This is a genomic window from Pigmentiphaga sp. NML080357, from assembly GCF_002188465.1.
GTDB lineage: Bacteria > Pseudomonadota > Gammaproteobacteria > Burkholderiales > Burkholderiaceae_B > Pigmentiphaga.
On sequence record NZ_NINW01000037.1, the window covers coordinates 240,420 to 253,937 of the forward strand.

Sequence of the window (13,518 nt, forward strand, 5' to 3'; positions counted from 1 at the left end):
TGGACCGGGCGTGCGGCAAGGCCGCCGCATCGTAGCCCGCGGGCGTGACAGCCGGATTACATCCGCGTTACCGCCCGCGCCGCACCGACCGGCCCGCCGCCGCGATCCGGCGCGGCGACGAGCCTATCCCCAAGGTACGGACCAGGTTCGCAAACCCGCGCACCAGTTCCCATAGTCCTGCTGCCATCATTCCCCGGCGCTCGGCCCGTGGCCATTGAAGTATGGACGGATGGCGGTGCCGCGAACTGCAGCGATCCTGACAAACAAGTTGTATCCTTTTGTGCCGGCGCTACCGCGCATCCCGGGATGCCGCGCCGGGAAGCTCCAGCGCGACGAATATCCTGGTCCCCCGGCGCTGCACCAGCAGCGCCGCGGATCCTTCGGCTTCGGTCACCGCCTCGGCCAATGCGGCCAACGATCCAACGGGCTGTCCGTTGACGGCCAGGATGACGTCGCCGATTTTCATCCCCGCGCGCGCGGCAGCAGCGTTGACCCGCTGCACCAGCAATCCGGCCTCGACGCGCAGGACCTGGAGCTCCTGCGGCAGCAGCGGACGCACGACCAGGCCCAGCGGGGTGGCGGGATCGGATGCGGCCGCGGCCGGGCGGGACGGAACTTCGAAACGATCGATGGGGACGTCCATCGCCACGCGCTCCCGATCGCGCCAGACGGCCATCGTCGCCGTCTGGCCCGGCGGCAGCTCCGCGACGAAAATCAGCGCGTCGGCCGACTGCTTCACCGCTCGCCCCCGCACTTCGAGAATCACGTCCCCCGGCCGCAAGCCGGCCCGGTCCGCGCCGCCCCCGGGCTCCACGTAGCTGATCAGGGCGCCGGCGGGCTGCGGCAGCCGGAACGAATGGGCCAATGCCTGGCTCACCTCCTGGACCGCCACCCCGATACGGCCACGCGTGATGCTGCTGCCCGCCTGCAATTGCTGCTTGATGCGCATGGCCACATCGATCGGAATGGCAAAGGACAGACCCTGGTATCCGCCGTTGTTGCTGTAGATGCGCGAATTGATGCCGATGACCTCGCCCCGCAGGTTGAATAGCGGGCCGCCGGAATTGCCGGGATTGACGGGCACGTCCGTTTGCAGGAATGGCATGTACTCGGCGCCCGGGAGAACCCTGCCCTTGGCGCTGATGATGCCCGCGGTGGCCGATTGGCTGAAGCCGTAAGGCGCCCCGATGGCCAGCACCCAGTCGCCCACGTCGGCCCGGTCCGGATCGCCGATCGCCACCACCGGCAGCCCGGACGCCTCGATCTTGAGCAGGGCCACGTCGGCCACGGGGTCCAGGCCGATCAATTGCGCCTTGAATTCCCGGCGATCCGCCAGCCGCACGCTGATGTCCCTGCCCTGCGCCACCACGTGGGCATTGGTGAGGATGTAGCCGTCTGCGCCGACGATGAAACCCGAGCCCAGGCTGCGTTCGTCGACCTGGTCGCGGCGGGGCAGCCGGCCTTGCCGCCTTCCCGTCGCCGGGTCGATCGCGGCGGTTGGCGATGCGCCATCGCGCACCACGCCGATATTTACCACGGCGGGCCCGTAGGTCTTCACCAAGGCCGAGAAATCGGCGGCCGGCAGCCACGTGGCGGGCGGCATGTTGGCGCAGGCCGATACCGCGAGCATCGCCGCCAGCAGCGCGTGCCGCAGCAAAGGAAGGCGACCGCCTGCGCCCGGGCTAGGTTTTCGCCACAAAGCTGAGTTCCAGCTGCAGCACCATGGGCTGGCGCATATCGCGAGGCGGCGGCTCGGACAATGCCTGCGAGGTCAGCAGGGCGCGCAGGTCCTCATCGGCTTGCTGCTGGCCCAGCGACGCGAATTCCAGCCGTTCCACCTTGCCGCCCTCGCCTACCCAGACCCGCACGATCAGCGGCGCGGGCGGCGCGGCCTGCCCTTCCTGCAGCATCCTGTCCTGCATCCAGGCATGCAGCCGCTGCACGGTTTCGTTCTCCGGATCGCTCAGCCATGCCTGGAACTGGTTGCTGGCCAGTTGCGCATAGCTGATCCAGTGCTGCGGCACGGGCTGCGCAGGCGCCTGGGCGGCCGCGGGAGCGCTGGCCGCCGCGGTCAGGCCCAGGCCGAGGGCGCCGGCGACGCGCGCGATGCGCTCCCAGGCGCGGCGAATGAACGGGCTGCCGCTGGAGCGCGTAAAGGATGGGTTCGAGGTCTTTGCCATGATAGAGGTCACGCGTTGAGGACGACTCCGCATCTAGCCGCACAAGATCCCCACGGCCAGCGTCGCGGCGCGGGCGGCGGGCGACTGGTTCGGCGCCAGCTGCGGCGTGTCGCTTTCGGTAAAGGAGATGCCGCTGTCGCGGAGGAATTGTTTGACCGGTTCGGCTGCGACGGCGCGAACCTGGGACGGCCCGGACACCATGGCTGCGCTGGACGCGCGGCTGAGCACGACGCCCGCGGCGCCGGGGCCCCGCGCCACCCGCTCCACGACCACGCCGGCAACCAGGCCATCGGCGTGCAATACGGCGCTGCCGCTGGTTCCCGGCTTGACGCCCGAAATCAGGTTCAGGTCATCGCCTCCCGGCACGGTCATGGCATTGCTCAGCACGCTGGCACGGTGCGGCATGCGTTGCAATACGCTGTAGGCCTCGGCGAAGACGCCCATGCTGCTGCCGCCGGATTGCGCCTTGGCCGGAAAGGTCGCGCTCAGGTAAGGGATCAGTTCCGTGCCGAGTACGGCCAGGTCGTGCGCATTGCTGACCGCGCGCACCCGGGCCTGCGCCACCTTGCCGTCCTTGACGACGAAGACGTCCTTGCAATGATCGACCGCATGACGGGCCGTCAGCACGTCTCCCTGTTGATTGAGGAAGACGCCGGTGGCATGGGTATCCGCCCCGATGGAAAGCCGGGGCGGCTCGGCCCGCGAAGCACATGGCATGGCGACGGCGCAGGCTCCCGCGGCAATGGCGGCCGCCGCCCGGCGCATCGTGTTCGCCATCGATATCGCACGATGGCCTCTCGCCATGTCAACGCGCCCCTGCAGCTGGAAAATTGGCCGCACACTGTGCCTCTGGATGATTGCCGGGATATGTCGGTCGTCCCGCCTCTTCTTCCAAGACGGATACGGGGCCCGAAAATCGCCTGTTGTCACAAAAAATTCACACGATGGCGGAGCGTCGCGGAGGCGGTTCCACCGCCGGCAGCGAAGAATAACGAGAGATCAGGCTTCCAGCAGCCGTCTCATATAGCAGGCGCCTGCGCCGTAGCCATCGAGCGCCTCGGGCTCGGCCTCTACCGCCTCGAATCCCTGGCGTACCCAGTAGGCTCGCGCCGGGGCCAGCGACACCAGCGTCGCGCAGGCAAGCCCGGCTTTCCGCGCATGGTCGAGCCCGGTTCGCACCAGCGCCGTCCCCACGCCCTGCCCCGCCGCGGCCGGCGCCACGGCGCAATCATGCAGGAACCAGCTGCGCGCATCGGCCGGCAGGGCCGGCAGCGGTACGTTGAGTCGGGGCGGCGCGCCCAGGGGCCAAGGGTAGGAAACGAGATAGCCCAGCACACCGTCCGGGCCGCGCGCGACCCAGCAGGTGCGCGGCGACAGGCGGATACGGTTCAGGAACAATCCGGCATCTTCCAGCACGTCGACGCCGGCATAGGCCTGGGCCTGCACGGCCAACACGGCCTCGACGGCGGCCGGCTGCATTGCCTCGATGGCAAAGCCGGCCGAATGACGGGCGGCCACCCTCAGATGCCTTGCGCGTGCACCTTCTCGACCCGCGACTGCAGCTTGTTCAAGGCCGAGAGGTAGGCCTTGGCCGACGCCACGACGATGTCGGGATCGGCGCCCACGCCGTTGACGATACGGCCCGCCCGGGACAGCCGCATGGTGACTTCGCCCTGCGATTCGGTGCCGGTGGTAATGGCGTTGACCGAGAACAGCAGCAGCTCGGCGTCGCTGTGCACGTGGCTTTCGATGGCGTTCACCGTGGCATCCACCGGCCCGTTGCCGTCGGCCTCGGCCGCCACTTCCTTGCCGTTTTCCGAGAACACCACACGCGCGTGCGGACGCTCGCCGGTCTCGGACCGCTGCGCCAGCGCGACGAACCGGTAGGCACCCTCGCCGGCCTCGACCTGCTCGCCCGAGACCAGCGCATGGATGTCCTCGTCGAAGATCTCCGACTTGCGATCGGCCAGGTCCTTGAAGCGCGCGAACGCTTCGTTCACGGCCTGCTCCGAATCGAGCTCGATGCCCAGTTCCTGCAGCCGCTGCTTGAACGCGTTGCGGCCCGACAGCTTGCCCAGCACGATCTTGTTGGCGGCCCAGCCCACATCCTCGGCGCGCATGATCTCGTAGGTCTGGCGGGCCTTGAGTACGCCGTCCTGGTGGATGCCCGAGGCGTGCGCGAAGGCGTTGGCGCCGACGATGGCCTTGTTGGGCTGTACGACGAAACCCGTAATGCCGGAGACCAGGCGCGAGGCCGGCATGATCTGCGCGGTGTCGATGCCGACCTCGAGCCCGAAGTAGTCCTTGCGCGTTTTCACCGCCATCACGACTTCCTCGAGCGAACAGTTGCCGGCGCGCTCGCCCAGCGCATTGATCGTGCACTCGACCTGCCGCGCGCCGCCGATCTTGATCCCGGCCAGCGAATTGGCCACCGCCAGACCCAGGTCGTCGTGGCAGTGCACGGACCAGACCGCCTTGTCGGAATTGGGAATGCGCTCGCGCAGGTTGCGGATGAATGCGCCGTACTGCTCGGGCACGGCATAGCCCACGGTGTCCGCCACGTTGATGGTCGTGGCGCCCTCGGCGATGACCGCCTCGAGTACGCGGCAGAGGAAATCGGGATCCGAGCGGCTGCCGTCCTCGGGCGAGAACTCGATGTTGTCGGTGTACTGCCGCGCAAAACGCACCGCCAGCCGGGCCTGTTCAAAGACCTGGTCGGGCGTCATGCGCAGCTTCTTCTCCATGTGCAGCGCGCTGGTGGCGATGAAGGTATGGATGCGCGCGCTATTGGCGCCGCGCAGCGCCTCGCCCGCGCGCGCGATGTCGCGATCGTTGGCGCGAGCCAGCGAACAGACGGTGGAATCCTTGATCGCCAGGCCGATGGCCCGGACCGAATCGAAGTCCCCATTGCTGGCGGCGGCGAAGCCCGCCTCGATCACGTCCACCCGCAGCTTTTCGAGCTGCTTGGCGATACGCACCTTTTCCTCGTGCGTCATGGAGGCGCCGGGACTTTGCTCGCCGTCGCGCAGCGTGGTGTCGAAAACGATCAGTTTGTCGCTCATTAGAATCTCCTGGCCAGCGCCTACTCGATCGTTCTACGTGTGTGCTGCTGCAGGCGGCGGGCCTTGTTCCAGCGTACCGCCCACAGTACGTAGCCGGACAATCCGTAGATCACGAACAGCGCGAACAGCACGATGGGCGGATCGCTGGAAATGAAGACGAAGGCCAGCACGACCAGCAGGATGGTCCAGAACGGCACGCTGCGGCCCAGCGCGAACGACTTGCCGCTGAAGAAGGGCGCGTTCGATACCATGCTCATGCCTGCGTAGACCGTCAGGCCGAAGGCGGCCCAGGGCATCCACAGTTCGCGGATGGGCAGCTTGTTGTCGACCGCCAGCCAGACGAAGCCTGCCACCATCGCGGCCGCCGCCGGGCTCGGCAGGCCTTGGAAGAACCGTTTGTCCACCACGCCGACGTTGATGTTGAAACGGGCCAGGCGCAGCGCGGCGCCCGCCACATAGATGAAGGCGGCCAGCCATCCCCACCGCCCCAATCCGTTCAGGATCCATTCGTACATGACCAGGGCCGGCGCCACGCCGAACGACGTCATGTCGGAAAGCGAGTCGTATTGCTCGCCGAATGCGGACTGCGTGTTCGTCAACCGGGCGACGCGGCCGTCCATGCCGTCGAGCACCATGGCCACGAAGATGGCGATGGCTGCCGCCTCGAAACGGTCGTTCATGGCCTGGACGATGGCATAGAAGCCGGCGAACAGGGCCGCGGTGGTGAAGGCGTTGGGCAGCAGGTAGATGCCGCGGTGGCGGTGCTCCAGGTCTTTCATGACTGGATTCCGCCTGAAGATGGAACGTCGAGGTGCACCCACGTTGCAATGCTCCCCTTTATATATGGAGAAAGAGTGGTGATCAGCATGATACGAAGGTTAACCGATGCGGTGCCGGCGGGCCAGGGAAGCCCACCCCCCCTCGCGCGCCCCCCTCAAGGGGCGGCGCTGGCGGACCGGCAAAGCCGGATCCGCGGCGCCCTGGCTCTGGTGCGGCTTTCTCCGTTTGCGGCGGCGGTGCTGCCGCTGGCGGTCAGGACATGGTGGTTTTCACCATAAAGAACCATTTGGTACATAGTAATAGCGGATATGGCAGGGCTGCGGGCGGTTCCTTCTTCCCCATAGCCATGGGATTTCTCACCATTTCTTGCATTTCCTGCCATTGACGTCCGGCACAACCTGTTGGTAGATTGGTTCACATTAATAAACCAAATAAGTACCAATTGGAGACAACATGCCCAATGTCGAATGGCAGGGCGGCACGGAGCACTGGACGACCAAGGGCGACGTGCGCCTGTTCCTGTGGGAGAAGCGCGCCGCGGCCGGTGTGCCTTTCGCCGGCACGATCCTGTTCGTGCACGGTTCGTCCATGGCGTCGCAGCCGACTTTCGACCTGACGGTGCCCGGACGGCCCGACTCCTCGGTCATGGACTGGTTCGCCCGCCGGGGCTTCGACACCTGGTGCATGGACAACGAAGGCTACGGCCGTTCCAGCAAGCACCGGCCCATCAACTGCGACATCGCCAACGGCGCCGACGATCTCGAGGCCGGCTCGCAATACATCCTGGCGCGCAACGGCGGCAAGCCGCTGCACGTCTACGGCATTTCATCGGGCGCGCTGAAGGCGGCGCTCTTTGCCCAGCGCCACCCGGAACGCGTGGCCCGCCTGGCGCTCGACGCCTTCGTCTGGACCGGCGAGGGCAGCCCCACCCTGAAGGAGCGCGCCAAGAAGCTGCCCGACTTCCTCGCGAAGACGCGCCGCCCCATCGACCGTGCCTTCGTCTACAGCATCTTCAACCGCGACCACCCCGGCACGGCGGACGACGCCACCATCGAAGCCTTTGCCGACGCCATCCTCACCCTGGACGACTCGATGCCCACCGGCACCTACGTCGACATGTGCTCGAAGCTGCCGCTGGTCGATCCCGCGCGCCTGACCATCCCGACGCTGATCATGCGCGGCGAGTACGACGGCATCGCGAGCTTCGACGACCTGCTGCGCTTCTTCGAGAGGCTGCCCAACATGGACAAGCAATTCACCGTCATGTCGGGCATCTCCCACGCCAGCTTCCAGCAGAAGAACTACCTGCGCGTCTACCACATCCTGCACGCCTTCCTCACGCTTCCCGAGGCCCGATACGGAGGTTGACTCCATGAAGCGCATCCACGGCATGGCATTGGCGGTTACCCTGTTGGCGCTGTCGCCGCAGGCACAAGCCGCGCAAGACTACCCCAACCGTCCGGTCAAGGTCATCGTTCCTTTCGAGCCCGGCGGCTTCACCGATGTCGTGGCGCGCGTCGTCGCGCAGCAACTGGGCGGGGCGCTGGGGGAGTCCTTCATCGTCGAGAACAAACCGGGCGCCGGATCGACCATCGGGTCGGATTTCGTCGCCAAGGCGGCGCCCGACGGCTACACGCTCGAGATCGTCTCCACCAATCATGTGACCAGCCACCGGCTGTACAAGAACCTGGACTACGATCCCATCAAGAGCTTCACGCCCATCGCCAAGCTGGCCGACAGCCCCTACGTGCTGTTTGCCAATGGGAAGGTGCCGGCGCAATCGGTGCAGGAGCTCATCGCACTCTCGAAATCGAGCGCCAAGCCCATCCGCTACGCGTCGTCCGGCAACGGCAGCACGCAGCACCTCATGGGGGCGCTGTTCATCGCCAAGTCGGGCGCCAAGCTCGAACACGTGCCTTACCGCGGCAGCGGCGGCGCCATGAAAGATCTTGCCGCGGGTTTCGTGGAAACGAGCTTTGCCGCCGTCTCGAACGGCCTGCCTCACGTCAAGAGCGGCAAGATCAAGGCGCTGGGCGTGACCAGCACGCGCCGCAATGCCCAGATGCCCGGCGTGCCGAGCCTGGCGGAAGCAGGGGTCGCGGGCTATGACGCGGTGGTCTGGCTGGCCTTGCTCGGTCCCGCCGGGATGCCGCAGGACATCGTCGCACGCCTGAACGAGGCGGTACGCACCGGGCTGTCCAAGCCGGAAGCGCGGGACGCTCTGGCGGCCGCGGGTGTGGACGTGGCCCTGTCCACGCCGGGCGAGCTGGCCCAATACATGGCCCAGGAGAATGCCATGTGGGGCGAAGTCATCCGCGGCATCGACATCCGGATCGATTGACCTCCGCTCTGCGATCGCGGCGGGCCAGGGACATCAATGCCCCGCCGTCGCGTGGCGGTCCATGAAGCGCAACCAGTTGCCGCCGATGAGTCCGCGCACCGTTTCCTCGCTGAACCCCGCATGCAGCAGCGCCGCGGTAATGCGCGGCCATTCCGTCCAGGCCTGGAAACCGGCCGGGGATGCCCCGATGCGGGGCAGCTCCTGCGGCTTGAAACCGGCGCGGATGAAAGCCTGCCTCCAGCCGCTCGAGGCGGCTGTCGCACCAGCCGGCGTCCTGCGTTCCGAGCAGCACTCCCAATACGCCGCCGGCCGCCGCATGGGCAAGTTCGGCCGAGCTGCGGCATATCTTCAGCATCCCGCTCACGCGCTCGGCATGCGCATACCATGCAAGGTCCCGCACGATGGCGTCCCAGCCGCATGGGTCGACTTCGATGCCGCCCAGCGTCGCCTGGATGGTTTTCACGCCCGACCGGCGCCAGGTATCGGCCAGCAGGCGCCGGGTCTCGGGGATCTCGTCGACTTCGGCCAGGCGATCGTTCATCATTGCCCGCAGCGTCGCACCCAGCGATGCGCCGCGCGCCAGCTCGCGCCGCATGATTGCCTCGTGGCGCATGCTCATCACGATGGGTCCGCCGATGGGCACGAAGTCGAAAGTGAAACCGCTCTCGTGAAGCGAGCGCGCGCGGTCGAGTTGCTCGTCGGAAGGCAAGCGATGGAAGGGATTCATTCGGCCACGACTCCTGCCTGCTTGATGGCCAGGTTGACCAGCCGGTATTCCTGCTCGAAAGCGGCCCGGAATGCCTGCGGCGAGGACGCGAGCACTTCCCCTCCGCCTTCGGCGACGAATTTCGCCACGGCGGGTTCCTGCATCGCCGCGGCCACGGTTTCGTGCATGCGGCCGATGACGGCGCCGGGCGTGCCGCGTGGCGCGGACAGGCCGAACCAGATCGAGATCTGGAAAATCGGATCGGCAAAGCCCTGTTCGGCGAACGTGGGCAAGTCCGGCAGCAGCGGCGAGCGCCGCGGCCCGGAGATCGCCAGCAATTTCGCCTGCCCCTTCTGCGCGAACTGGATCGCGAGATTGGCCGGCGCGAAGGCCAGCGCGATCTGCCTGCCGAGGAAGTCCTGTATTGCCGGCGCGCCCCCTTTGTAAGGCACGTGCAGCAGCGGCGCGCCGCTGCGGCTGGCCAGCGTTTCGCCCAGGATATGGGTGTAGCTGCCCGGCCCCCACGATCCGTAGCTCAGCGGCGCGGACTTCGCCCGGGCGGCGGCCAGCACGTCGTTCAAAGAGGCGCCGCCCAGGTCCGGGTTCGCCATCAATACGGCGCCGGTCTGGCTGACTTGGGTGACCAGTGCGAAATCGCGCATCGAGTCGTACGGCAGGTCCTTGATCAGCGAAACGACGTTGATCAGGGAGTCGGCCTGGGAGAAAAGGAAGGTGTAGCCATCGGGGGCGGCCTTGGCCACCACCCCGGCGCCTATGGAGCCTCCCCCGCCCGGCCGGTTTTCGACGACGACAGGCTGGCCCAGCTTCTTGCCCACTTCCTGCGCCACCTGGCGCGCGATCGCGTCGAGCGGGCCGCCGGCCGCGGTGGGAACGATCCAGCGTATCGGGCGGTCGGGCCATTGCTGCGCGCTGGCGGGACCGCAGGTCCAGGCCGCGCACAGCGCCAGCAGCCATGCAAACCGTTTCATGCCGACTCCTCGACAGGATGGGAAGAAAAGTCCGCGCCGGGCGCCTGCGCGAGCGCCCGTCCGCGGGCCAGCATGCGCTGGTACTCGCCGGCCGGAACAAAGGCGCCGCCCGTGGTCCACAGGAGATGGGTGGCCTGATCGAGCACGGGCCGCAGCCCCCGGTCCCGCACGTATCGGCGGCCCGCGTCGGTGCCCAGCAGCATGCGCGGGCCGCTGAAACCGGCCGCGGCGGAAGGTTCGATGGCCATGCCTTCGGCTTCATGCAGCCGGTAGAGATAGCGGAACAGGTCGTCGTCGCGCACGGTGAAAACACCCGAAACGAGGCCGCGCACCATCGCCTGCACGAACTCGGAAGCGCGGCCCACCGCCAGGCCGTCGGCCTCGGTGAGGTTGTCCAGGCCCATGTCGTAGACCGACAGCGCCTGAGGCTCGAAGGCCAGCCTCACCAGCATGGCGGGCGATGCGCACGGCTCGGCGAAAAAACAATGGACGGCATCGCCGAACAAGTGCTTCAACCCGAAGGCGATACCGCCCGGCGCGCCGCCCACGCCGCAGGGCAGGTAGACGAATAGCGGATGGCGCGCATCGACCGTGATGCCCGCGCCCGCCAGTTGCTCGCGCAGCCGAAGCGCCGCCACCGTATAGCCCAGGAACAGCGCCTCCGAACGTTCGTCGTCCACGAAGAAATGGCGAGGGGCGGCCTGCGCCTGCCTGCGCCCGGCGTCCACCGTCTGGGCGAAATCGCCGTCATGTTCGACCACCGTCACGCCGCGGTCGCGCAACCGCAGCTTCTTCCACTCCTTGGCGACCCGGGCCATATGCACCACGCTCTGGAACCCCAGGGCAGCCGCCATGACGCCGATGGTCAGGCCCAGGTTGCCGGTGCTGCCCACCGATATGGTGTAGCGCTCGAAATGCCGCCTGGCTTCAGGTTGCAGCGGCGCCAGGGGAGTGGCCCATTCGATGCCTTCCCGGCGCATGACCTCCTCGGCCATGGTCAGCACCTCGAAGATGCCGCCGCGCGCCTTGATCGAGCCGGCCACCGGCAGGGCATGATCCTGCTTGAGACACGAAGACTTTCCGATAGGATGGACCGGCTGGCATAGTCGCGTGTACAGCCGCCCCTTTCAATCGAGTTTTTTTGCGAGCGTGCAATAGCTGCGCTGATAGACCATGACGCGTCCACCGATATCCGGCCCCATGCTGCATGCCATGCGGGCGTTCGAAGCCGCCGCGCGGCATCTGAGCTTCACCCGGGCGGCCGACGAATTGCACGTCACGCCGGGTGCGGTAAGCCAGCAGGTCAAGCTGCTGGAAGACCGGCTGGGAGCAAAACTGTTCCAGCGCATGCCGCGCGAACTGGTATTGACCGCGGACGGGCGGAAGCTTGCCGAAGCGGCAGCCAGCGCCTTCGAATGCCTGGGCGACGCGATTCTCCAATTGCAGGACAGCGGCGCGCAAACCCGCTTGTGCATCAGCTGCTCGCCGTCCTTCGCCATGATGTGGCTGCTTCCCCGGTTGAGCGGATTCAACCGCCTGCACCCCGAGATCGAATTGCGGCTGAAGGCCGAATTCCACCGGCTGGAGCCGGCCAGGATGCGCAGCGAGGCGACCGACCTCGCCATTCGCTATGAACCGGCGCCGGCAGCGGGCCTGGATGCGGCCATGCTGATGCCCGAGTATCTGTTGCCCGTGGCCGGTTCGCCATTCGCGCAAAGACGCCCGCTCCCCTTGTCCATCGAGGCGTTGACCTCCCTGCCGCTGTTGCATGACGCCTCGCCATGGGACGGGGCGCCGCCGTTCTCCGAATGGCTGGACTGGCTGGGCAAGGCAACGGGGAGCGGCAGCGAGCGCAGCGGATTGTCGGGCCACCAATTCAACCTGTCCCAACTCGCCATCAGGGCCGCGCTGGAAGGACAGGGCGTGGCCATGGGCCGCAGCGCGCTGGTTCTGGACGAACTGCGCGCCGGCCGCCTGCACGACGTATCGCGCATCGCCGTGCGCGCCGACGCGGCCTATTTCCTGGCGTCCTTGCCCGAAGCCCGCGACAACGCCGCCTGCGGCGCGTTCAGGGCCTGGCTTGCCGCGGAGTGCGCGGACTTCGACGCCTCCAGGCGCGCGTTCCTGGGACTGTGAAGCGGCGCGTGCCGCATTCCCTGACCGAGCGCGTGGCGGAACGCTCGTCTGCCAGGCGTCACCCCAGCAGCGGCCTGCCGGCCAAGGCCTGCATCCAGGCCATGGCGATCAAGGCGGCATAGGCCAGCGCAACCGTCCATACCGCTCCCAGGCCCAGCACGCCCGGCCTGGCCACGACACCGCCGCCCGCCATGGCCAGTGTCCGGCCCGGCACGGCCGCCGTCGCCATCGCGATCAGCATCCCCACCGCTGGCAGTACCTGCTGGGCGTGCACGCCCAGGAAATGGGCCACCCGCAGGTCCCCGCCCGTCAGTGACCATCCGAACAACGGCAGCACCGCGCCGCCGGCCGCCGCGCCGACGGTCGGTCCGCCGTTCATGCTGATCGCAATGCCGGCTCCCGCGCCGCCCGCGAAGGTCAGCACCAGCCCCAGCACCGCCCCCAGCCGGTAGGCAGGCGCCATGTGCTTGGCGTAACGCCCGATCATCCAGGCCAGCGGCAGCGAGCAAGCCGTGATCGCCAATGCGCCCACGCCCATCAACGTGTACATGAAGGCGTGGAACGCCGTCGAGTAATTGAAGTGCGACGGCTGCCCCAATGCCCCCTGGAACGTGATGTAGGCAATCTCCGCCGCGCCCGCAACGATGATGACGCCGGCAATGCCCTTGGCCAACGGCGAGCGGCGACGGCCGGACGGCAATTCGCCCAGCAGCCATGCCGCGGTCCAGGCATATAGGCCAACGGACGCCATGAACTTCATCGGCTTGACCCAGACGCCCACGCCGCCGAGCGTGCGCGAGTCCAGCATCTCGGCCACCAGCGCGACGGCGAATGCGGCGAAAAGCGCCAGCCCGAACCGCGCAAGCGGACGATGCCGCCGCTCGAGTTCGCGCACCAGCGTCCGGACAGGCCGCACGGCATAGAGCGCGGCATAGGCCAGCAGACCGGCCGGGCCGAACAGGAAAGTCAGCGCGTGGCACGGAATCATCACCACTGGAGAAATCCCGTCGCGATCGGCCTGCCGCGCCAGCCACGTGCCGACGAAAAGATCGAAGGCCAGGTAGTGGTACCACCCCGCCGTCAGCATGCCGGGATGGCGCAGCAGTGTCCCCACCTCGTCCAGCGAACCGTAGCCCCCTCCGGCGTCTGCCCGGTAGACTGCCACCAGCAGCACGTAGGCCAGCGCCAACACGGCCGGAATGACGAATCCGGTGGCGATGCGGATGGCCGGCTTGGCATTCCCCAGCCACGGCGCCGCCGCCAACGCTATCCAGGCAGGCATGACGATCATGCCCCCTGCCTCGAAAAGAAGATCAAACATGGC

The 13,518-nt window shown here is 67.4% G+C and carries 14 protein-coding genes; 4 read left to right on the forward strand and 10 right to left on the reverse strand.

The annotated features are described in order from the left end of the window. Positions 1 to 289: 289 nt before the first annotated feature. From CDO44_RS16210 to pssA, 6 genes are all read right to left on the reverse strand, one after another. Positions 290 to 1,630, reverse strand: coding sequence for a Do family serine endopeptidase (locus tag CDO44_RS16210; RefSeq protein WP_198951376.1), 1,341 nt, complete (start codon positions 1,628 to 1,630; stop codon positions 290 to 292). A gap of 52 nt (positions 1,631 to 1,682) precedes the next feature. Beyond that, on the reverse strand, positions 1,683 to 2,180 hold the full coding sequence (locus CDO44_RS16215) for a hypothetical protein (protein ID WP_087781299.1): 498 nt from the start codon (positions 2,178 to 2,180) through the stop codon (positions 1,683 to 1,685). A 33-nt stretch (positions 2,181 to 2,213) separates the two neighbouring features. Further along, positions 2,214 to 2,957, reverse strand: coding sequence for a serine protease (locus CDO44_RS16220; protein ID WP_158213308.1), 744 nt, complete (start codon positions 2,955 to 2,957; stop codon positions 2,214 to 2,216). A 222-nt stretch (positions 2,958 to 3,179) separates the two neighbouring features. After that, positions 3,180 to 3,698, reverse strand: coding sequence for a GNAT family N-acetyltransferase (locus tag CDO44_RS16225; protein WP_233146218.1), 519 nt, complete (start codon positions 3,696 to 3,698; stop codon positions 3,180 to 3,182). A 2-nt stretch (positions 3,699 to 3,700) separates the two neighbouring features. Next, entirely contained in the window at positions 3,701 to 5,242 is a 1,542-nt protein-coding gene (locus CDO44_RS16230; RefSeq protein WP_087781301.1) for a 2-isopropylmalate synthase, read from the reverse strand. Between the two features lie 20 nt (positions 5,243 to 5,262). After that, positions 5,263 to 6,021: a CDP-diacylglycerol--serine O-phosphatidyltransferase gene (gene pssA, locus CDO44_RS16235; RefSeq protein ID WP_087781302.1), complete on the reverse strand. Its 759-nt coding sequence runs from the start codon at positions 6,019 to 6,021 to the stop codon at positions 5,263 to 5,265. A 454-nt stretch (positions 6,022 to 6,475) separates the two neighbouring features. On the opposite strand from pssA, the gene CDO44_RS16240 reads away from it, so the two are divergent. Next, entirely contained in the window at positions 6,476 to 7,390 is a 915-nt protein-coding gene (locus CDO44_RS16240) for an alpha/beta hydrolase (protein ID WP_087781303.1), read from the forward strand. 4 nt (positions 7,391 to 7,394) lie between these two features. Continuing rightward, a complete protein-coding gene (locus tag CDO44_RS16245; protein WP_087781304.1) occupies positions 7,395 to 8,363 on the forward strand; it encodes a tripartite tricarboxylate transporter substrate binding protein in 969 nt (322 codons plus the stop codon). 33 nt (positions 8,364 to 8,396) lie between these two features. On the opposite strand, the gene CDO44_RS28400 is transcribed toward CDO44_RS16245, so the two are convergent. After that, positions 8,397 to 8,681 carry a membrane dipeptidase gene (locus CDO44_RS28400; RefSeq protein ID WP_144389538.1) on the reverse strand — a complete coding sequence of 95 codons (285 nt, stop codon included), beginning with the start codon at positions 8,679 to 8,681 and terminating at the stop codon, positions 8,397 to 8,399. A 113-nt stretch (positions 8,682 to 8,794) separates the two neighbouring features. Between CDO44_RS28400 and CDO44_RS28405 the strand changes: the two genes are divergently transcribed. After that, positions 8,795 to 9,034: a hypothetical protein gene (locus CDO44_RS28405; protein ID WP_144389539.1), complete on the forward strand. Its 240-nt coding sequence runs from the start codon at positions 8,795 to 8,797 to the stop codon at positions 9,032 to 9,034. Between the two features lie 52 nt (positions 9,035 to 9,086). Here CDO44_RS28405 and CDO44_RS16255 read toward each other — a convergent pair whose 3' ends face one another. Further along, positions 9,087 to 10,058: a tripartite tricarboxylate transporter substrate binding protein gene (locus CDO44_RS16255; RefSeq protein ID WP_087781306.1), complete on the reverse strand. Its 972-nt coding sequence runs from the start codon at positions 10,056 to 10,058 to the stop codon at positions 9,087 to 9,089. After that, positions 10,055 to 11,176 carry a D-serine ammonia-lyase gene (locus CDO44_RS16260; protein ID WP_087781307.1) on the reverse strand — a complete coding sequence of 374 codons (1,122 nt, stop codon included), beginning with the start codon at positions 11,174 to 11,176 and terminating at the stop codon, positions 10,055 to 10,057. The genes CDO44_RS16255 and CDO44_RS16260 overlap by 4 nt, the downstream gene beginning before the upstream one ends. A gap of 55 nt (positions 11,177 to 11,231) precedes the next feature. On the opposite strand from CDO44_RS16260, the gene CDO44_RS16265 reads away from it, so the two are divergent. Further along, the gene (locus tag CDO44_RS16265; protein WP_087781308.1) at positions 11,232 to 12,194 is read left to right on the forward strand and encodes a LysR substrate-binding domain-containing protein; all 963 of its coding nucleotides are present in this window, start codon (positions 11,232 to 11,234) and stop codon (positions 12,192 to 12,194) included. 58 nt (positions 12,195 to 12,252) lie between these two features. On the opposite strand, the gene CDO44_RS16270 is transcribed toward CDO44_RS16265, so the two are convergent. Further along, entirely contained in the window at positions 12,253 to 13,515 is a 1,263-nt protein-coding gene (locus tag CDO44_RS16270; protein WP_087781309.1) for an ABA4-like family protein, read from the reverse strand. Between the last annotated feature and the right edge of the window lie 3 nt (positions 13,516 to 13,518).

Bases quoted from the DNA above. Each gene is read 5' to 3' on its own strand.
- CDO44_RS16230 (WP_087781301.1), bottom strand. From the start codon at position 5,242: ATGAGCGACAAACTGATCGTTTTCGACACCACGCTGCGCGACGGCGAG.
- CDO44_RS28400 (WP_144389538.1), bottom strand. From the start codon at position 8,681: ATGCGGCGGCCGGCGGCGTATTGGGAGTGCTGCTCGGAACGCAGGACG.
- CDO44_RS16240 (WP_087781303.1), top strand. From the start codon at position 6,476: ATGCCCAATGTCGAATGGCAGGGCGGCACGGAGCACTGGACGACCAAG.
- CDO44_RS16220 (WP_158213308.1), bottom strand. From the start codon at position 2,957: ATGGCGAACACGATGCGCCGGGCGGCGGCCGCCATTGCCGCGGGAGCC.
- CDO44_RS28405 (WP_144389539.1), top strand. From the start codon at position 8,795: ATGCCGCCCAGCGTCGCCTGGATGGTTTTCACGCCCGACCGGCGCCAG.
- CDO44_RS16210 (WP_198951376.1), bottom strand. From the start codon at position 1,630: ATGCTCGCGGTATCGGCCTGCGCCAACATGCCGCCCGCCACGTGGCTG.
- pssA (WP_087781302.1), bottom strand. From the start codon at position 6,021: ATGAAAGACCTGGAGCACCGCCACCGCGGCATCTACCTGCTGCCCAAC.
- CDO44_RS16215 (WP_087781299.1), bottom strand. From the start codon at position 2,180: ATGGCAAAGACCTCGAACCCATCCTTTACGCGCTCCAGCGGCAGCCCG.
- CDO44_RS16270 (WP_087781309.1), bottom strand. From the start codon at position 13,515: ATGTTTGATCTTCTTTTCGAGGCAGGGGGCATGATCGTCATGCCTGCC.
- CDO44_RS16265 (WP_087781308.1), top strand. From the start codon at position 11,232: ATGACGCGTCCACCGATATCCGGCCCCATGCTGCATGCCATGCGGGCG.
- CDO44_RS16245 (WP_087781304.1), top strand. From the start codon at position 7,395: ATGAAGCGCATCCACGGCATGGCATTGGCGGTTACCCTGTTGGCGCTG.
- CDO44_RS16255 (WP_087781306.1), bottom strand. From the start codon at position 10,058: ATGAAACGGTTTGCATGGCTGCTGGCGCTGTGCGCGGCCTGGACCTGC.